At 67.6% G+C, this 19,286-nt stretch carries 18 protein-coding genes; 13 read left to right on the forward strand and 5 right to left on the reverse strand.

Translation table 11 applies throughout. The annotated features are described in order from the left end of the window. Positions 1–3: 3 nt before the first annotated feature. The gene (locus ACFOYW_RS14405) at positions 4–540 is read left to right on the forward strand and encodes a DUF1697 domain-containing protein (protein ID WP_390230281.1); all 537 of its coding nucleotides are present in this window, start codon (positions 4–6) and stop codon (positions 538–540) included. Here the strand turns inward: ACFOYW_RS14405 and ACFOYW_RS14410 are convergent. After that, positions 488–1,570 carry a sialidase family protein gene (locus ACFOYW_RS14410; protein WP_390230284.1) on the reverse strand — a complete coding sequence of 361 codons (1,083 nt, stop codon included), beginning with the start codon at positions 1,568–1,570 and terminating at the stop codon, positions 488–490. The genes ACFOYW_RS14405 and ACFOYW_RS14410 overlap by 53 nt on opposite strands. After that, positions 1,567–2,379 (reverse strand): alpha/beta fold hydrolase, encoded by an 813-nt coding sequence (locus tag ACFOYW_RS14415; protein ID WP_390230287.1) that lies wholly within the window; start codon positions 2,377–2,379, stop codon positions 1,567–1,569. The genes ACFOYW_RS14410 and ACFOYW_RS14415 overlap by 4 nt, the downstream gene beginning before the upstream one ends. Positions 2,380–2,443: 64 nt before the next feature. On the opposite strand from ACFOYW_RS14415, the gene ACFOYW_RS14420 reads away from it, so the two are divergent. The 8 genes from ACFOYW_RS14420 (at position 2,444) to ACFOYW_RS14455 (ending at position 11,181) form a co-directional block, all read left to right on the forward strand. Beyond that, positions 2,444–3,205, forward strand: a complete 762-nt coding sequence (locus ACFOYW_RS14420; RefSeq protein WP_390230289.1) for a YebC/PmpR family DNA-binding transcriptional regulator — start codon at positions 2,444–2,446, stop codon at positions 3,203–3,205. 6 nt (positions 3,206–3,211) lie between these two features. Beyond that, positions 3,212–3,796, forward strand: coding sequence for a crossover junction endodeoxyribonuclease RuvC (ruvC, locus tag ACFOYW_RS14425; protein WP_390230292.1), 585 nt, complete (start codon positions 3,212–3,214; stop codon positions 3,794–3,796). 57 nt (positions 3,797–3,853) lie between these two features. Continuing rightward, positions 3,854–4,498, forward strand: a complete 645-nt coding sequence (ruvA, locus tag ACFOYW_RS14430) for a Holliday junction branch migration protein RuvA (protein ID WP_390230295.1) — start codon at positions 3,854–3,856, stop codon at positions 4,496–4,498. Then, positions 4,495–5,535: a Holliday junction branch migration DNA helicase RuvB gene (gene ruvB / locus ACFOYW_RS14435; protein ID WP_390230298.1), complete on the forward strand. Its 1,041-nt coding sequence runs from the start codon at positions 4,495–4,497 to the stop codon at positions 5,533–5,535. The genes ruvA and ruvB overlap by 4 nt, the downstream gene beginning before the upstream one ends. 96 nt (positions 5,536–5,631) lie before the next feature. Then, positions 5,632–6,054, forward strand: coding sequence for a preprotein translocase subunit YajC (yajC, locus tag ACFOYW_RS14440; RefSeq protein ID WP_390230301.1), 423 nt, complete (start codon positions 5,632–5,634; stop codon positions 6,052–6,054). A 67-nt stretch (positions 6,055–6,121) separates the two neighbouring features. Continuing rightward, positions 6,122–7,873, forward strand: coding sequence for a protein translocase subunit SecD (gene secD / locus ACFOYW_RS14445; RefSeq protein WP_390230304.1), 1,752 nt, complete (start codon positions 6,122–6,124; stop codon positions 7,871–7,873). Then, on the forward strand, positions 7,873–8,886 hold the full coding sequence (gene secF / locus ACFOYW_RS14450; RefSeq protein ID WP_390230306.1) for a protein translocase subunit SecF: 1,014 nt from the start codon (positions 7,873–7,875) through the stop codon (positions 8,884–8,886). The genes secD and secF overlap by 1 nt, the downstream gene beginning before the upstream one ends. A gap of 45 nt (positions 8,887–8,931) precedes the next feature. Continuing rightward, entirely contained in the window at positions 8,932–11,181 is a 2,250-nt protein-coding gene (locus ACFOYW_RS14455) for a RelA/SpoT family protein (protein ID WP_390230309.1), read from the forward strand. Here the strand turns inward: ACFOYW_RS14455 and ACFOYW_RS14460 are convergent. From ACFOYW_RS14460 to ACFOYW_RS14470, 3 genes are all read right to left on the reverse strand, one after another. Continuing rightward, on the reverse strand, positions 11,168–11,731 hold the full coding sequence (locus ACFOYW_RS14460; RefSeq protein ID WP_390230311.1) for a hypothetical protein: 564 nt from the start codon (positions 11,729–11,731) through the stop codon (positions 11,168–11,170). The genes ACFOYW_RS14455 and ACFOYW_RS14460 overlap by 14 nt on opposite strands. 68 nt (positions 11,732–11,799) lie before the next feature. After that, positions 11,800–13,029, reverse strand: coding sequence for a DUF349 domain-containing protein (locus ACFOYW_RS14465; protein ID WP_390230314.1), 1,230 nt, complete (start codon positions 13,027–13,029; stop codon positions 11,800–11,802). 92 nt (positions 13,030–13,121) lie between these two features. Next, positions 13,122–13,952, reverse strand: coding sequence for a peptidylprolyl isomerase (locus tag ACFOYW_RS14470; protein WP_390230317.1), 831 nt, complete (start codon positions 13,950–13,952; stop codon positions 13,122–13,124). 96 nt (positions 13,953–14,048) lie between these two features. On the opposite strand from ACFOYW_RS14470, the gene ACFOYW_RS14475 reads away from it, so the two are divergent. The 4 genes from ACFOYW_RS14475 to alaS all read left to right on the forward strand — a co-directional run bounded on the left by ACFOYW_RS14475 (position 14,049) and on the right by alaS (position 19,282). Then, positions 14,049–15,371 carry a replication-associated recombination protein A gene (locus ACFOYW_RS14475; protein ID WP_390230319.1) on the forward strand — a complete coding sequence of 441 codons (1,323 nt, stop codon included), beginning with the start codon at positions 14,049–14,051 and terminating at the stop codon, positions 15,369–15,371. 151 nt (positions 15,372–15,522) lie between these two features. Beyond that, positions 15,523–16,146: a 30S ribosomal protein S4 gene (gene rpsD / locus ACFOYW_RS14480; RefSeq protein WP_390230321.1), complete on the forward strand. Its 624-nt coding sequence runs from the start codon at positions 15,523–15,525 to the stop codon at positions 16,144–16,146. Positions 16,147–16,400: 254 nt separating this feature from the next. Further along, positions 16,401–16,586: a hypothetical protein gene (locus ACFOYW_RS14485; RefSeq protein ID WP_390230323.1), complete on the forward strand. Its 186-nt coding sequence runs from the start codon at positions 16,401–16,403 to the stop codon at positions 16,584–16,586. Positions 16,587–16,627: 41 nt separating this feature from the next. Next, positions 16,628–19,282: an alanine--tRNA ligase gene (gene alaS / locus ACFOYW_RS14490; protein ID WP_390230326.1), complete on the forward strand. Its 2,655-nt coding sequence runs from the start codon at positions 16,628–16,630 to the stop codon at positions 19,280–19,282. Positions 19,283–19,286 lie beyond the last annotated feature (4 nt).

A 19,286-nucleotide genomic window follows, 5' to 3' on the forward strand; every position in this document is an offset into this window, starting at 1 on the left:
CGCATGACCGCATACGTCGCCCTGCTCCGCGGGGTCAACGTCGGCGGCATCACGGTGAAGTCGGCCGAGCTCGCGGAGCTGTTCCGCGGGCTGGGCTTCGCGGGCGTGCGCACGGTGCTCGCGAGCGGAAACGTCGTGTTCGAGACCGACAGCGCGGACGAATCGGATGCCGGCGCCCTGAAGCCCCGAATCGAGAACGCACTGCGCGAGCGCTTCGGCTACGACGCCTGGATCGTGCTCGTCACGCGCGAGCGCCTGATCGGGATCATCGCGGACTTCCCATTCGACGCCGAGCAGGAGGGCTGGCATCCGTACGTGCTCTTCGGATCGGACTCCGCTCACCTCGCCGAACTCGCGGCCGCAGCCCCTGATCTCGACCCGGCGGACGAGTCGATCCGAGCGGGCGACGGCGTGCTGTACTGGCACCTGCGCATCGCGGTCGGCAGCACGAGCAGTCCGTTCGCGAAGCTCACGGCCAAGCCGCGATTCAAGGCGACGACGACGAACCGGAATCTGAGGACGCTGCGGAAGCTGGTATGACGCTGCCGGTGCCTATTCGCGCGAAGACGATGTCGCCTTCGGTCTCGAACAGCATGGCGGCCGAGCCGTCGGGCAGGGCGACGAGGTCGGCGTAGCCCGACGGCCCCTCGCAGACGACGGTGCTCGCGCCCCAGGTCGTTCCGCCGTCGGGGGAGAGGCGCAGTGCGAGGCGTCTGCGCCGGCTGTGGTGAGCGTGGTGCGTCACGAGCAGCGCTCCCGAGGCGAGGCGCACGATGGCGCCCTGGCACGCGGTGCTGCGCAGCGGCGCCCGCCAGACGCGGTCGACGGAGCATCCGTCATCGCCGCTCTCGGCCAGCCACTTGCCGCCGAGTCGCTGGTCGCGCAGGTACATGACCACGCGCCCGTCCGCGAGCTGGACCGACTGCGCCTCATTGCTGCCGGTCACCTCGACGATCGCCCCCACGGCCCACGTATCGCCGCCGTCGTCGGAGTAGATCAGGTGCGACCGGTACGGCGCGGGCTCGCCGTACGCGGGGTCGGAGTGATTCGCGGCGATCAGGACGCGCCCGCTCGCCAGCGGCTCAGCGGAGCCGGGACCGGTCGCGTACCAGCGCCAGCTCGGCCGCTTCACCTGGTCGGTGATCTCGACCGGGTCGCTCCAGGTCTCTCCGCCGTCGTCGCTGCGCAGCACCCGCACCCGCCGGGAGTCTTGCGCCGAGCCGTCGAGAATCGCCCGCTCGGTATCTTCGCCGAGGTTCCAGGTCGTGACGAGCAGGATGCGACCCCCGGCGAGCTGCACCGGCACCGGGTTGCCCCAGGTGTTGGCACCGTCGTCGCAGACGACCGCGACCGGGCCCCAGGTGTTCCCAGCGTCACACGAGCGACGCATTCCGATCGCGATGTGACCGGCGTCACCTGCCGCATCGCGCAACTCGGCGAAGGCGAGCAGCGACCCGTCGGCGCACGCGAGCAGAGCCGGGATGCGCGTGCTCGGCGCCTCGGACCCGCTCGAGAACACGACGCGCTCACTCTCGCGGTCGTATTCCCCCGTGTTCGCAACCGGGCTCATCGGCGTGATGTCGCCGCCCAGTGCTCGCGCACCATACCGGCGACCGCGTCGGCGTCTTCGAGCGGCGCGATGTTGCGCACGCCATGGAGCGTGCGGGTCCGGGCATCGGTCATGCGATCCGTCACGGCCTGCGCCTCACGCGGCCCCCAGCCGCTGCGCGAGTCACCCGCGACGAACACGGTCGGTGCCTCGACGGCGAGTGCCGCCTTGTCGAGTGACGGCCGCTCGAGAACGAACGACCGTGCGGCGTGCACGAAGCCGCGCCGATCGGTGTTGATGAAGCCGTCACGCACGATGCGCACCGCCTCCGGGTCGATCGCGATCGTGCGCGGCGTCAGCACCGAGCGGAGAACGCCCCGCTCGATCGGCCCCCGGAAGCCGAACAGGCGAACAAGCGGCAGCGCAGCGGCGAGGTCACGCCGCTCCCTGCCGGCGATGGGCGAGGTCGGCGCGCCGATCGCAACGAGCGAGCGGATGCGTCGCGGCTGCTGCACGGCGGCGGCGATACCGACCTGGCCGCCCCACCCGTTGCCGACCCAGTCCGCACGCCGGATGCCGAGCGAGTCGAGCACCTCGAACGCGGCCTGCGCGCACTCCTCAATGGTGGCCCGCCTGCGGAGCGGCTCGCTCGCGCCGAACGACGGCCCGTCGATGAGCACCAACGTGCGCAATCGCGTGAGGGCGCGCGCCACGCGCACCCAGCTGTGCGAGTCGACGAAGAAGCTGTGCCAGAGCACCGCGACGGGCTTCGGCCCCTCCTGCACCGTGACGCCCAGCCGCCCGAGACGAGTGGGGACGGTAGACGGCATGTCCAAAAGCGTAACCAAGGGGCAACGTAGAATTAGCCGAACGCGATTTTCAATCAGGAGACGTATGTCCGGGCATTCCAAGTGGGCGACGACCAAGCACAAGAAGGCTGTCATCGACAGCCGTCGCGCGAAGTCGTTCGCAAAGCTGATCAAGAACATCGAGGTCGCTGCGAAGATCGGCGGTGCCGACATCTCCGGCAACCCCACTCTCGCCGACGCCGTGCAGAAGGCGAAGAAGACCTCGGTCCCCAATGACAACATCGACCGTGCCATCAAGCGCGGCGCCGGTCTCACGGGCGAGACCATCGACTACGCGACGATCATGTACGAGGGCTACGCCTCGGGCGGCGTCGCGCTGCTCGTCGAGTGCCTCACCGACAACAAGAACCGCGCGGCCGCGGAGGTGCGCACGGCGATGTCCCGCAATGGCGGCACCCTCGCCGACCCCGGTTCGGTCGCCTACAACTTCAGCCGCAAGGGCGTGATCGTCGTTCCCGCCGAGGGCACAAGCGAAGACGACGTGCTCGGTGCCGTGCTCGATGCCGGTGCCGAAGAGGTCAACCCGCAGGGCGAGAGCTTCGAGGTGCTCACCGAGGCGAGCGAGCTGGTCGCGACCCGCAGCGCCCTGCAGGAGGCCGGGATCGATTACGACTCTGCCGACGTCGAGTTCGTCGCATCCGTCAAGGTCAACGCCGACGCCGAGACCGCGCGCAAGGTGTTCCGTCTCATCGACGCGCTCGAAGACAGTGATGACGTGCAGAACGTCTACACCAACCTCGACCTCACGCCCGAGGTGCAGGCCGAGCTCGAGGAAGACGAGGACTAGGAACTCGTGGGGCTGCGCGTGCTGGGGGTCGACCCGGGCCTCACGCGCTGCGGCTACGGGGTCATCGACTCGGGCCGCACACCGTCCTTGGTGCGCGTGGGCGTCGTGCGCACGCCAGCCGACATGGAGCACGGGCAACGGCTCGTGCGCATTCTCGCCGGGCTGCGCGAGGTCATCGACGAGACCCAGCCGCAGCAGATGGCCCTCGAGCGCGTCTTCGCGAACAATCAGCGCAACACCGTCATGGGCGTCGCGCAGGTGTCCGGGCTCGTGATCCACGAGGCGGCGAGCCGAGGCGTCCCGCTCCAGCTGTTCACGCCGAGCGAGGTGAAGAACGCGGTGACCGGTTACGGCGGTGCGGAGAAGGCGCAGGTCGGCGAAATGGTGCGACGCGTGCTGCGGCTCGAGGCGGTGCCGAAACCCGCGGACGCAGCGGATGCTCTGGCGCTCGCGATCGCGGCGTCATGGCGCGCAGCGCGCAGCATCCCATCGCCCCCGACACGTGACCTTCCGCGCGCCGCGACCGGAGAGCTCACCGCGGCACAGCGCGCGTGGCTCGCCGCGGAGAAGGCGAGCAGGAAGCAGTTCTGAAGCTTTGTTCGAGTGTCGCTCGCGAGGAAGCGGTGACCGCCGCTTAGCCTTGACGGCATGATCAGTTCACTCCGCGGCACTGTTCTGCGCGCGTCAGGCGCCGAGGCCGTGATCGAGGTCGCGGGGGTCGGCTATCTCGTGAACGTGACGCCCGAGCATGCGCTGTCGCTGCGCGTGGGCGATGAGGCGCTCGTGCACACGACGCTGATCGTGCGCGAAGACGCACTCACGCTCTACGGCTTCGTCGACGTCGAGCAGCTCGGGGTGTTCGAGCTGCTGCTCGGCGTGAACGGAGTCGGTCCGAAGTCGGCGCTCGGGGTTCTCGCCGCGCTCACCCCCGATCAGATCGCCGCCGCCGTACAGGCCGACGACGACGTCGCGTTCCGCAAGGTCAGCGGAATCGGCCCGAAGACAGCGAAGCTCATCGTGGTCCAGCTCGCCGGGAAACTGCACGTAACGACCAGGGTCACAGCGGCACCGGCGTCGCCGAGCGCCCGGCGCACCATCGCAGACGATGTCCGAATCGCGCTCGTCGGGCTCGGGTGGCCCGAGAAGGCAGCGGCGGGCGCTGTCGACGAGGTGCTCGCGGAACTCGGTGACGCCGCAGCCGAGGCGAGCCCGGCATCCGTACCCGCGCTGCTGCGCCGCGCGCTCGCCCTGCTCGGGCCCTCCGCCGGTCAGACCGCCGGGGCCGCTCGATGAGCGATGACCTGACGACGCCCCAGTCACAGGGTGAGGCAGAGCTCGCGTTCGAGGGGGCGCTGCGCCCCAAGTCGCTCGGCGAGTTCGTCGGACAGTCGAAGGTGCGCGGCCAGCTGCAGCTGCTGCTTACCGCCGCCCGCATGCAGGACCGGACCGCCGACCACATCCTGCTCGCGGGCCCCCCTGGCCTGGGCAAGACCACCCTCGCAATGATCGTCGCGGCCGAGAGCGAGCGCCCGTTGCGCATGTCGAGCGGCCCCGCGATCCAGCATGCGGGCGACCTGGCGGCCGTGCTGTCCTCGCTCGTCCCCGGGGAGGTCCTCTTCATCGACGAAATCCATCGCATGGCGCGTTCAGCGGAAGAGATGCTGTATCTCGCGATGGAGGATTTCCGCATCGACATCATGGTCGGCAAGGGTGCCGGAGCGACGAGCATCCCCCTCGACCTCGCCCCGTTCACGCTCGTCGGGGCCACGACGCGCTCGGGTCTGCTGCCCAACCCGCTGCGCGACCGCTTCGGCTTCACTGCGCATCTCGAGTTCTACAGCGACGGCGAGCTCGAGCAGGTGCTCGATCGCGCAGCCGTCCTGCTCGAGCTCGACATCGACCGAGAGTCGCTGGCCGAGATCGCCGGGCGCAGCCGCGGCACTCCCCGTATCGCGAATCGGCTGCTGCGGCGCGTGCGCGACTACGCACTGGTGCACACTGGCCGGGCCGATCTCGGCGCGGTGCGCGCAGCGCTCGAACTGTACGACGTCGACGCACTCGGGCTCGACCGGCTCGACCGCGCCGTGATGCAGACGATCCTCACCCGATTCGACGGCGGCCCGGTCGGGCTCTCGACGCTGGCGGTATCCGTGGGCGAGGAGGCCGAGACCATCGAGTCGGTGGTCGAGCCGTTCCTCGTCCGCATCGGCCTCATCTCCCGCACACCGCGCGGTCGCGTCGCGACCCCCGATGCGTGGCGGCATTTCGGAATGGCGCCCAGCTCAGCGCCAGGAACCACCCAGCAGGCGCTTTTCACGGATCGCCTATAATCCTCGGGAGAGCCGTTCGGCTCGACAAATCTTGCGTGAGGTGTCGCCCGTATCTGACGGGGAGACTGCCCGCGCTTCGAAAGGACTTCCGCCTTCATGGGCAACTCAGTACTTCTTCCGGTGATGATCGTCATCATCGCCTTCTTCTTCTTCTGGACCTGGCGAGGCAACCGCAAGCGCCGCCGTGACGAAGAGCAGAAGACGTCACAGCTCGTCAGGGGCGTCGAGGTGATGACCAACTTCGGGCTGTTCGGCACCGTCGACTCCATCGACCTCGAGAACAACAAGGTGGTCCTTGAGGTGAGCCCGGGCACCCGGATCACCGTGCACCCTCAGACCATCGCGCGCATCGAGACGCCCGCCGAATCCGAGGGCACTGAGGCGTCGACGACGACGGCCGCAACCTCCTCCAGCGCGATCGAAGAGGCGAACCGCGCCGCACAGGCTCAGGCCGCGAAGGCATCCGATCAGCCCGAGTTCGGCGAGCGGACCACCCCCTCGCGCAAGAGCGACGACTAACCCGACCCCACCTCCCGCCCCAGCGCACGACCCCTCGCGTGCGCCGGCAGAAAGCTGAGTCCCGCCCGTGGCCAAGACGTCACCCGCACGGCACGCGTCCCGTTCCCTGATCTGGCTCGGCGTGCTGGTCGTCGCCCTCGCCGCCGCCCTCACCAGCGGCGTGCTGTGGAGCAGCGCGACGGTTGCGCCGAAGCTCGGTCTCGACCTGCAGGGCGGCACCGAGGTGATTCTCACGCCGGTGCTGCAGCACGGCGAGACGGTCTCGAGCAACGAGCTGAACCAGGCTGTGTCGATCATCCGCCAGCGCGTCAACGCGTCCGGCGTGTCCGAGGCGACCGTCTCGACGCAGGGCAACGCCAACATCGTCGTCGACGTGCCCGGCCAGATCGACGATGCGACCAAACAGCGCATCGAGGCGTCCTCGAAGATGGAGCTTCGGCCGGTGCTTCTCGCGCAGAGCCCTGCGACGACGACCTTCACGGGGTCCAACGGCAAGTCGACTCCGTACCCGACGCCCGCGCCGACGCTGGCCAATACGCCGACGGCCAAGCCCACCGACGGCAGCGACGAGAACTGGGTCACGCCGTACCTGCAGGCGAAGTACAACGCCTTCGACTGCAACTCGCTGAAGACCGCCACGACGAACGTCGCACCGGCGAACCAGCCGCTCGTGACGTGTGACAGCACCGGCTCGACCAAGTACCTGCTGGGACCCGTCGAGGTCGAAGGCAGCGACATCACCAACGCGACCTCGGGCATGCAGACCTCGCAGCAGGGCGTGAACACGGGCCAGTGGGTCGTCAACCTCACCTTCAACTCGCGCGGTGCCAAGGCGTTCGACTCCGTGAGCCAGCGACTCAACGCCTTCTATGCCGCCGCTCAGAGCTCGGGGCAGAACGACCCGCGTTCGCAGTTCGCGTTCGTGCTCGACGGCCGCGTGCTCTCAGCACCGCAGATGCAGGGCGTCATCACCGGGAACACCTCGACCATTTCCGGCAACTTCACGCAGACGAGTGCGCAGAGCCTCGCCGATCAGCTCAAGTTCGGCGCGCTGCCGGTGAGCTTCAAGGTGCAGAGCTCCAACACGATCTCGGCGACCCTCGGTTCGACGCAGCTCCTGTCCGGCATGATCGCGGGAGCGATCGGTCTGCTGCTGGTCTTCGTCTACACCCTGTTCCAGTACCGCACGCTCGGCTTCGTCACGATCTTCTCGCTCGTCATCGCCGCAGCCCTCAGCTACCTCACCATCGCACTGCTCTCGTGGCAGATGGGGTACCGGCTCTCGCTCGCAGGCGTGGCAGGGTTGATCGTCGCAATCGGCTTCACAGCCGACTCGTTCATCGTGTACTTCGAACGCATCAGAGACGAGTTGCGCGAGGGCAGAGGTCTCGAGTCCGCGGTCGAAGCCGGCTGGCGGCGCGCCCGCCGCACGATCTACGCCGCGAAGACGACGAACCTCCTCGCCGCGGTCGTCCTCTACATCTTCGCGATCGGCGACGTGCAGGGCTTCGCCTTCACTCTCGGACTCACGACGATCCTCGATGTGCTCATCGTCGTTCTGTTCACGCATCCGATCATGCAGCTCTTCGCCCGCACCCGATTCTTCGCATCGGGGCACCCGCTCTCGGGCCTCGATCCAAGCGCGCTCGGCGCGGTGTATCGCGGCGGCGGTCAATTCCGCCCGGCTGCAACCGTCGGCGCCGCGAAGCTCGCCTCGAGCAGCCGCGAAGCCGCCAAACGGCAGACCATCGCCGAGCGAAAGGCCGCAGAGGCCGAACTCGCAGGAACCGGCACCCGTCGTAACGGAAAGGACGACTGATGGCCTCGCGGTTCCAGCAGTTCGGCAACGACCTCTTCACCGGCGCCCGCTCCGTCGAGTTCGTCGGTCGGCGCAAGCTCTGGCTCAGCATCTCCGCGGTGCTGATGATCCTGTGCATCCTCGTCCCGGTAGTGCGCGGCTTCAACTGGGGCATCGACTTCCGCGGCGGCTCGCAGTTCCAGATCGCCCGCACGCACACGACCAACCAGACGATCGCGACGCAGGCCGTTCACGCGGTCAAGGCAGACGCGGTCGTGCAGGTCTCCGTGGTCAACGGCGACGGCATCCGCGTCACGACCGACCAGCTGACGACGACGCAGACGAAGACGGTGACGAACAAGCTCGCGGCTGCTTACGACGTGAGCGCCGATGAGATCACCTCGTCGTTCATCGGCCCGTCGTGGGGCCAAGACGTCTCACGGAAGGCGCTGGAGGGCCTTGGCGTCTTCCTCGGCCTCGCCTTCATCGGCATGGCCCTCTACTTCCGCACGTGGAAGATGTCGCTGTCGGCGATCATCACCCTGTTCCACGACCTGATCTTCACAGCCGGGGTCTACGCGCTCACCGGGTTCGAGATCACGCCGGCGACGGTGATCGGCTTCCTCACGATCCTCGGCTATTCGCTCTACGACACGGTCGTAGTCTTCGACAAGGTCCGTGAGAACACCACGGCCGATGGCGACAAGCTCACACGTACCTTCGGCGAATCGGTGAATCTCGCGGTCAACCAGACGCTGGTGCGCTCGATCAACACCGCCGTCATCGCGGCGCTGCCGGTCGCGGGCATTCTCTTCATCGGGTCATTCGTGCTCGGAGCGTCGACCCTCGAGGACATCTCGCTGTCGCTCTTCGTCGGCATTCTGATCGGCACGTACTCGACGGTCTTCGTCGCCGCGCCGCTCTATTCGTGGCTGCGCGCGGGCGAGCCCGCCGTCGTGAAGCACACCAAGCGGGTGCTCGCCGCACGTGCCAAGGCACCCATCGACACGGAGGCTGTCGCGGCGACGCGATAATAGAAAGAACCCAACCGCGACGAGACCACAGCAGAGGCGGTGCTCATGGTAGATGCGCCAGCATCCAATCAGACCGCCTCACTGCGCCGTCTCGTCCCGCGGCTGTTCTCGCGGTCGGTGCAGAACGGTGCGCTCGACATGCTGCTGCGCACTGTGCGGCAGCACCATCCGCGTGCCGACATCGCACTGATCGAGCGGGCCTACAACACCGCGGAGCGCGCCCACGCCGGGCAGACGCGGCGTAGCGGCGAGCCCTACATCACGCATCCGCTCGCCGTCGCGCAGATCCTCGCCGACCTCGGCATCGGCTCGAAGACGATTGCGGCCGCGCTGCTGCACGACACTGTCGAAGACACCGAGTACGGGCTCGAGCAGCTCACCGCCGACTTCGGCACCGAGATCGCAATGCTGGTCGATGGCGTCACCAAGCTCGACAAGGTCAAGTACGGCGACAGTGCTCAGGCAGAGACCGTGCGGAAGATGATCATCGCGATGTCCAAAGACATCCGTGTCCTGGTCATCAAGCTCGCCGACCGCCTGCACAACGCACGCACGTGGGGCTTCATGCCGACCGCGAACGCCGAGCGCAAGGCGAAGGAGACCCTCGAGATCTACGCGCCGCTCGCGCATCGCCTCGGCATCCAGACGATCAAGTCCGAGCTCGAGGACCTCAGCTTCGCCGTACTGCAGCCCAAGCTGTACGTCGAGATCGAGAACCTCGTGAAGCAGCGCTCGCCCGAGCGCGAGCGGGTCGTGCAGCAGGTCATCGCCGCGATCGATGAAGATCTCAAGGCCGCGCGCATTCGCGGCAAGGTCGTCGGGCGCCCGAAGCAGTACTACTCGATCTACCAGAAGATGGTGGTCCGGGGGCGTGAGTTCGACGAGATCTATGACCTCGTCGGCATCCGCGTGCTCGTCAACACGGTGCGCGACTGCTACGCGGTGCTCGGTCAGATCCATGCCCGGTGGACGCCGATGCCGGGCCGCTTCAAGGACTACATCGCCACCCCGAAGTACAACCTGTACCAGTCCCTGCATACGACCGTGATCGGGCCGAGCGGCCGCGCGGTCGAGATCCAGATCCGCACGGAGGAGATGCACCAGCGCGCCGAGTACGGCGTCGCGGCGCACTTCAAGTACAAGGAGCGCGTCAACGGCGGCAAGCAGGACAAGTCGCCCGTCGACGCCGACTTCACCTGGCTCGCGCACATCACCGACTGGCAGGCCGAGACCGAGGACCCGAGCGAGTTCCTCGACTCGCTGCGGTACGAGATCGGCGCGAAAGAGGTCTACGTCTTCACCCCGAAGGGCAAGGTCATCGGCCTGCCGCAGGGCGCCACTCCGGTCGACTTCGCCTATGCCGTGCATACCGAGGTCGGCCATCGCACCATGGGCGCGAAGGTCAACGGGCGGCTCGTACCGCTCGACTCGCAGTTGGGCACCGGCGACGTCGTCGAGGTGTTCACGTCGAAGAACCCCGATGCGGGTCCGAGCCAGGACTGGCTGAACTTCGTCCAGAGCCCGCGGGCGCGCAGCAAGATCCGGCAGTGGTTCACGAAGGAGCGACGCGACGAGGCGATCGAGCAGGGCAAGGACGCGATCGCGCGGGCGATGCGCAAGCAGAACCTGCCGCTGACGCGCCTCATGAGCTCGGAGTCGCTGACCGACGTCGCGACGACGCTGCACCTCGACGGCGTCGAGGCCCTTTACGCGGCCGTCGGCGAAGGGCACGTCTCCACGCAGTCGGTGCTCGAGAAGCTCGTCGCCGGGCTGCAGACCGAGACCGAGAGTCCGGTCACAGACGTACCGCCGACGGTGCGCGGCAGCCGGTCGCGTACGTCCAGCGACTCCGGCGTGCTGGTTCGCGGCGCACCCGACATCCTCGTGAAGCTCGCGAAGTGCTGCACCCCGGTGCCGGGCGACCGCATCGTCGGCTTCATCACGCGCGGGTCCGGCGTCTCCGTGCATCAGGCCGACTGCCACAATGTGGCCGAACTGATGACCCACACCGACCGCATGATCGAGGTCGAGTGGGCGGAGGAGAACAAGGGCGTCTTCCTGGTGCAGATCCAGGTCGAGGCGCTCGATCGCTCCGGATTGCTCTCCGACATCACCCGCGTGCTGTCTGAGCACCACGTCAACATCCTGTCTGCGACGGTCTCGACCTCGCAGGAGCGGCTCGCCATCTCGCGGTACGTCTTCGAGATGGGCGACACCACGCACCTGGACCGCGTGCTCAACGCTGTGCGGCGCATCGAGGCCGTCTACGACGTCTACCGCGTCAGCGGCGGGTAGCGCTCAGCGCAGCCGAGGCGGCCCACTCGCGGATCCGCTCGAGGGCGCGCAGCTTGCCCGGCGTGCGACCGAGGTGCACCGCGATGGTCAGCGCCGCCGGCACGACGTCGGGGGAGCGGCAGAGCAGCTGCGCGGCCACAACTCTGGTGGTCGAGACGCTCTCGAGCAACGCTACGTCGACGAGAGTGCGCGCACGCCCCGTCACACGTATGCCGCCGAGTTGCACGAGCTCGTCATCGGGCACCGTCGTCTCGCGGAGGCTCACTCGCGTGGTCGACAGCAGTCGGCCTCGCGCGATCTTGCCGATGGAGGCGGTGTGGACCCGCGGCGGCCCGTCGAGGCATCCGTAAACCCAGAGAGCGGTGTCGAGTTCGGCCGTCATGCGCTCGTCGAGCACGCCGGCGAGCGCCAGCGCCCGGTTCTCGGCCAGCTCGGGCTCATCGACGGCGATCACGGCCTCGTCGAGCGCGAACGCCTCACCATCGAGCCGCAGCGCCGACAGCTCCGCGACGGGCAGATCGAGCCGAGTGAGCACGGCGGAGAAACGCATGAACGGATGCTGGCAGAACCACAGGGCGCCCCGGGGTCAAACCGGGATGCCCTGTGGATAACCTCGCATTAGCGCAGCGCGTTCAGCCACGCTCTGCGTGCGTCGATCGCCTCCTGCGCTTCGGCTGCGCCCTTCGAGTCGCCCGATGCCTGCGCGTCGGCGAGCTCGGCCTCGAGTCGCTCGATCGCCTCGGTGAGCTGAGCGGCCAGGCCGGCGCTACGCGCCTGCTTCTCGGGATTGTTGGTGCGCCAGTGCTCCTCGTCGAGCTTCCGCACGGCCGTCTCGACGCGTCGCAGTCGGTCCTCGATGACGCGCACCTGCTCGCGGGGGACGCGACCGATCTCGTCCCAGCGGCGCTGAATCTCGAGCAGCTTCGCCTTCGCCGTGTCGCGGTTCGTCTCGTTGGCGAGCGGCTCTGCTTCGGCGAGCAGAGCGAGCTTCGCCTCGAGGTTGGCGGAGTACTCCACGTTCTCGAAAGCATCCGCCTGCGCCTTCGCCGCGTAGATCTCGTCGCCCGCCGCCTTGAAGCGCGCCCAGAGCGCATCGTCATCACGCTTGCCTGCCCGGCCCGCGCGCTTCCATTCGTCGAGCAGTTCGCGGTACTGGGGGATGCCGTCGACGCCGCGCGGCACGAGGGCCTCGGCCCGCTCGATCAGAGCAGTCTTCGTCGAGCGCGCACCACGGTGCTGCGAGTCGAGCTCCGCGAAGAACGCCTTCCGGTTGCGCTCGATGACCGAGCGCGCCGCGCGAAACCGCTTCCAGAGTTCGTTCGCCTCGTTCTTAGGAAGACGCGGGCCGTCTTTCTGGTGCTGCTGCCACCGGGCGAAGAGCTCGTCGAGCTGGGCGCTGGTGCGCTTCCACTGCGTCTTCGCCGGGTCTTCGGCGGCGAGGGTCTCGACCTCGACGACGATCTGCTCACGTACTGAGAGAGCCTCTTCGACGGCCGCCTTCGCCTCGGCGGACTGCTGCTCCGTCAGCTCCTCGACGGCGCCACCGAGCCGGTCGAGGCGTGTCTCGAGGGATGCGAGGTCGCCGACAGCGCTGGCACCGACGATGCTGGCCTTCAGCGTCGCAACGGACTTGGCGATGTCGCTCGCGGGTGCGCCACGCCGCGCACGCTGCTCAAGAATCGACACCTGGCCTGCGAGGTCGGCGAACTTGCGCTCGTAGTACGCCAGAGCTTCCTCGGGGGTTGCGCCGGGGAACTCACCGACCGCGCGCTCACCATCGCCCTCGCGCACGAATACGGTGCCGTCCTCGGCGACACGGCCCCAGGGTTGCTGTTCGGAATCGGACAAGATGCTCCACCTTGCTCACGGATCGGCCGAGGGATAGGCCGATGCTGACACTCGGTCGTCAGCCTATTGCACGCCGCGAGCGCCGCGGCCCCCTACTTGATCGTGAACGCCGTGATCGTCGTCGCGACCTTCGGGACACCATCGCCGGAGCTGTTGCTGTTGTCGGAGCCCTTCGAAGCGATGTCGCTGATCATGGTGTCGAGCCCGCTCGTCACCTGGCCGATCACGGTGTAGCCGCCGGCCGAGTCTGCGGGGATCGTCGTGTCGCCGTAGACGATGAAGAACTGGCTGCCGTTGCTGTAGGCGTTGTCCGACTGGCGGGCCATGGCGATGACGCCCTTCTTATAGACGTTGTTCGACGGCGCGTTCTCGATCGGCCCGTAGCTGTAGCCGGGGCCGCCGGTGGGGCCGGCCGAGACGGTCTTCGCGCCGCCGCACTGCAGCACCTTGAAGTCGGAGGACGTCGTGAGCCGGTGGCAGACCGTCCCCGTGTACCAGCCCTTGCGGATGAGGCTGATCGTCGACGAGACCGCCTGGGGCGCCGCCTTGCCGTCGAGTGTGACGCCCAGGTTGATGTTCTTGTTCAGCGTCAGCGTGCCCGTCCAGTTGCGACCCGCGGCGATCGACTTCGACGGCACGTCACCCTGGTTCGCCGCCGTGGCGGTCGGCGTCGGCGTGGCGGTCGGCGTCGGCGTGGCCGTCGAGGTCGGCGTGGCCTTGGCGACGGGCTTGCCCGGACCCGCGCCGAAATACGTGAGCTGCAGGCCGACTGCCGCCGCCGCGACCACGACGATCGCGATTCCAGCGATCAGGTTGTCGCGCCGCCTGCGCTTCGCGCCTCTCTCATGCACTGTCTGACGCGCCTGGTAGGAGCGCAGACGCTCTCGGGCGAGGCGGGCTTCGCGGTCGTTCTTCGAGGGCACGCGGCGGATCCTTTCAAGACGTGTCGGGTCGCACTTTAGCGGGACGGCTGATGCGTGCGGTGACGCGTGTCGTCGGACACTCGTAGACTTGTTCGCATGACGGACACGCGGGCGGGCTTGCGCAGCGGCGCGGTCCCGCTCGCGGTGCGCATGCGGCCCAAGTCGCTCGACGAGGTCGCGGGGCAACGGCAGCTGCTCAAGCAGGGCTCGCCTCTCGTCGCACTCGCCAATGACAAGACCGGTGAGCGCGGCTCGGTCTCAGTGATCCTCTGGGGGCCGCCGGGCACGGGCAAGACGACGCTCGCGCAGGTCATCGCGCACTCGTCCGGGCGGCGCTTCGTCGAACTGTCGGCCGTCAGCGCTGGCGTGCGCGACGTACGCCAGGTGATGGACGAGGCCCTGTCCAATCGCGATCTCTACGGCATCTCGACCGTCCTCTTCCTCGACGAGATCCATCGCTTCACGAAGGCGCAGCAAGACGCGCTGCTGCCCGGGGTCGAGAACGGCTGGGTCATCCTCGTGGCTGCGACGACCGAGAATCCGTCGTTCTCCGTCATCTCACCACTGCTATCCCGCTCGCTGCTCCTCACCCTCGAGCCGCTCACCGACGATGATCTCGGGGTGCTGGTCGATCGCGCGGTCGCTGACGAGCGGGGTCTAGCGGGCCGCTTCGAGCTCGAGGCAGAGGCCCGTACAGCACTGATCCAGCTGGCTTCGGGCGACGCGCGCCGCGCACTCACCTCGCTCGAGGCGGCGTCGATCACTGCCGACAGCGAGCAGACGACCACGATCACGGCCGAGCTGGTGTCGCGCGCCGTCGACCGCGCCCTGCTGCGTTACGACCGCGACGGCGATGAGCACTACGACGTCATCAGCGCGTTCATCAAGTCGATCAGGGGCTCAGACGCCGACGCTGCGCTGCTCTACCTCGCGCGCATGATCGAGGCGGGGGAGGACCCGCGATTCATCGCGCGGCGCCTGATCATCTCCGCTTCCGAAGACATCGGCATGGCCGACCCGACCGCGCTGGGCGTCGCCGTCGCGGCGGCCGATGCGGTGCAGTACATCGGTATGCCCGAAGGCCGCATCCCGCTCGCGCAGGCGACCGTGCACCTCGCGACGGCGCCCAAGTCGAACGCCGCCTACATGGCGCTCGACGCGGCACTTGCCGATGTGCGCGCGGGCCGCGCCGGCCGGGTGCCGAAGCACCTGCGTGACGCGCACTATGCCGGGGCCAAGAAGCTCGGCCACGGCAAGGGCTACCAGTACCCGCATGACGACGAGCTCGGCGTCGTCGCGCAGCAGTACCTGCCGGACGCTCTGAAGAACGTCGAGTACTACCAGCCCACCGACCACGGCAACGAGCGCGACATCGCAACCCGGTGGGAGAAGTTGAAGCGGATCATCCGGCGCCCCTGACTCTGGTAACATTGGGGGGTTGCCCTCGCAACCGGGTGTCAGTTCAGATGCCACAGTCCCATTAGACGATGACCGGTTCATACAGAGCCGGTTCACGTGCTTGTCGAAGCACGCGCTCCTCAGCGGAGATCACAGAATCGAAAGGAAACGCGTGTCCTCACAGTCACGTAGCAAGACCCGTCTCTCCCGTGCCCTCGGTATTCCGCTCACCCCGAAGGCCGCGCGCTACCTTGAGAAGCGCCCCTATGCCCCGGGTGAGCACGGCCGCACCAAGCGCAAGGCCGACAGCGACTACGCCGTCCGTCTGCGTGAGAAGCAGCGTCTTCGCGCCCAGTACGACCTCGGCGAGAAGCAGCTCCGCATCGCCTTCAACGAGGCCCACCGTCGGGCCGGCATGACCGGTGACAACCTGGTCGAACTGCTCGAGACGCGCCTTGACGCGCTGGTGCTGCGCGCCGGCTTCGCCCGCACCACTTCGCAGGCCCGCCAGTTCGTGACCCACCGCCACATCCTCGTCGACGGCAAGATCGTCGACCGCCCGTCGTTCAAGGTGAAGCCGGGCCAGCTCATCCACGTCAAGGCCAAGTCCGAGGGCACTGAGCCGTTCCAGGTCGCCGCCGCCGGTGGTCACCTCGACGTGCTGCCCAAGATCCCGGGCTACCTCGAGGTCGAGATCGACAAGCTGCAGGCGCGCCTCATCCGCGCCCCCAAGCGCGCCGAGGTCCCGGTGCAGTGCGAGACCCAGCTCGTGGTCGAGTACTACGCGGCCCGCTAGGGCTGCGTAGCCCGTGCCGCCGAAGCGGCGGCACTCGACAAGAGGTCGCTAGGTCTGCGTAGCCCATGCCGCCGAAGCGGCGGCACTCGACAAGAGGTCGCTAGGTCTGCGTAGCCCATGCCGCCGAAGCGGCGGCACTCGACAAGAGGTCGCTGGTGACCGACGCTGTTACCCGGCCATATACCCTGGAGAGCGGATGCCTTTTCTGGCGTCCGCTCTTCGGCTTTAATCTGGTCACCTAACGGAGCTCTTTCATGAAGACCTTCTTCGCCTTCGTCGTCGGCATCGCCGTCGGGTTCGTTGCAGCCCATCAGTTCAACCGGTCAGAACAGGGTCAGCGGCTCTTCTCCGGCTTCGAGGCGAAGGCTCGTGATTTCGGTGCAGCCGTCGCCGACGGGTATCACTCCCGCGAGGCTGAGCTTCACACCAGCAGCAACTGACCGGCGCCGAACACCCACTGACAAGGTAGAACTGTCTCTCGATGCTCACTTCTGAGATCCACCGTCGTTTCCTCGACTTCTTCGCGCAGCGCGATCACACCATCGTCCCGTCCGCGTCGCTCATCAGCGATGACCCGTCGCTAATGTTCACGATCGCCGGGATGGTGCCGTGGGTGCCGTACCTGACGGGTGTCGTGCCGGCTCCGTACCCTCGCGTCGCCGACGTGCAGAAGTGCATCCGCACACTCGACATCGAAGAGGTCGGCAAGACGCCGCGCCACGGCACGTTCTTCCAGATGCTCGGCAACTGGTCATTTGGCGACTACTTCAAGCAGGAGGCGATCCAGTACGCCTGGGACCTGCTGATGACTCCCGAGGGCGATGGCGGCCTCGGCTTCGACGAGAGGGATCTCTGGTTCACCGTCTATGAGGACGACGAAGAGGCGATCGACGGCTGGCTGAAGGTCGGAGCATCCGCTGACCGCATTCAGCGACTAGGCAAGGACACCAACTACTGGTCCACGGGCCAGGCGGGCCCCGCCGGACCCTGCTCCGAGATCTTCTTCGACCGCGGCCCGAAGTACGGTGTCGATGGCGGCCCTGCCACCGACGACGACCGCTACGTCGAGATCTGGAACCTCGTCTTCATGCAGTACCTGATCAAGGACGTGCAGTCGAAGTACGACTTCACGGTGGTCGGCGAGCTGCCGCGGAAGAACATCGACACGGGCGCCGGCCTCGAGCGCATCGCGTTCATCAAGCAGGGCGTCGAGAACATGTACGAGACCGATCAGGTGCGCCCGGTCCTCGATCGTGCCGCGGCGATCGCCGGCAAGCGCTACGGTGCGAGCCACGAAGACGACGTGCGCTTGCGCGTCGTCGCCGACCACGTGCGCTCATCCTTGATGCTCATCAGCGACGGCGTCACGCCCAGCAATGACGGCCGCGGGTACATCCTGCGCCGCCTGCTGCGCCGCACGGTGCGTGCGATGCGGCTGATGGGCGTCGATACGACAGTGTTCCCTGAGCTGTTCACCGCGAGCCGCGACGCCATGAAGTCGGCGTACCCCGAGGTCGAGACCGATTTCGCGCGCATCTCGCATGCGGCGTATGCCGAGGAGGAGACGTTCCTGCGCACTCTCGCGGGGGGCACTACCATCCTCGACACCGCGGTCGCCGAGACCAAGGCGTCGGGTAGAGCACAGCTCGCCGGCGACACCGCGTTCCTGTTGCACGACACCTGGGGCTTCCCGATCGACTTGACGCTCGAGATCGCCGACGAAGCGGGTCTGTCCGTCGACCGGACCGCGTTCGACACGCTCATGAAGGAGCAGCGCGACCGCGCCAAGGCTGACGCCAAGGCGAAGAAGGGCGCGATCGCGGATCTGACGGTCTACAGCCGATTCCGCACGCTCGGCGAGACCGTCTTCACCGGCTACACCGACCTCACGACGGATTCCGAGATCCTCGGCATCATCGTCGACGGCGTTTCTGTAGACCGTGCGACCGAGGGTCAGATCGCCGAGGTGATCCTCAAGGAGACCGCGCTGTATGCCGAGTCCGGCGGTCAGGACGCCGACCAGGGCGTGATCGTGGGGCCCGGGTACGAACTCGAGGTGCTCGACGTGCAGAAGCCCGTCGCGGGGCTCACAAGTCACACGGTGCGCGTGTCCGTCGGTGAAGCCGGCGTCGGGTCCCGGGCGACGAGCATCGTCGATCCCGACTATCGTCGCGGAGCGAACCAGGCGCATTCCGGCACGCACGTCGTGCACGCGGCATTGCGTCAGCTGCTCGGGCCGAACGCGCACCAGTCCGGCTCGTACAACAAGGCCGGCTACCTGCGCCTCGACTTCTCGTGGAACAAGCCGCTGTCGCATGAGACCCGCACTGAGCTCGAGGAGATCTCGAACAACGCCATTCGGGAGAACCTCGAAGTGACGACGCGGGTGATGTCTCTGGCGGACGCCAAAGAGCTCGGCGCGATGGCGCTGTTCGGCGAGAAGTACGGCGACACCGTGCGCATGGTCGAGATCGGCGGCCCGTGGAGCCGCGAGCTCTGCGGTGGAACGCACGTGGCGGGCAGCTCCGAGATCGGCATGATCAACCTGATCGGCGAGTCATCCGTCGGGTCTACGAATCGCCGTGTCGAGTCGCTCGTGGGCATCGAGGCTTTCCGCGACCTCTCCGCCGAGCGCGCGATCGTCACCGAGCTCACCTCGAATTTGAAGACGCCCCGCGAGAAGCTGCCCGAGCGCATCTCCGAACTCGTCGCGAACCTCAAGGCCGCCGAGAAGAAGATCGCGCAGTACGAGGCGAAGCAGCTGCTCGAGAAGGTGCCGTCGCTTGTTCAGGCTGCCGCACGCGCCGGTGCTGTCACCCTCGTCGCGCAGAACGCTGGGGAGCTGCGTTCTGGTGACGAGCTGCGCCAGCTCGCGATGGGCGTGCGTGAGCGACTCGGCAGTGACGCTGCCGTGGTGGCCCTGACCGCGACCGTGTCGGACCGACCGCTCATCATCGTCGCGACGAACCAGGCCGCGCGTGACGCGGGCGTTCGGGCCGGCGCGCTTGTCAGTGTCGCCGCCGGCGTGCTCGGTGGGCGCGGCGGCGGTAAGGACGATCTCGCGCAGGGCGGTGGAAGCGACACGGCTGCCGTTCCCGCAGCTCTCGCCGCCGTCGCGGACGCACTGGCGAAGTAGGTTC

Source organism: Gryllotalpicola reticulitermitis, from assembly GCF_042651345.1.
GTDB classification, from domain to species: domain Bacteria; phylum Actinomycetota; class Actinomycetes; order Actinomycetales; family Microbacteriaceae; genus Gryllotalpicola; species Gryllotalpicola reticulitermitis.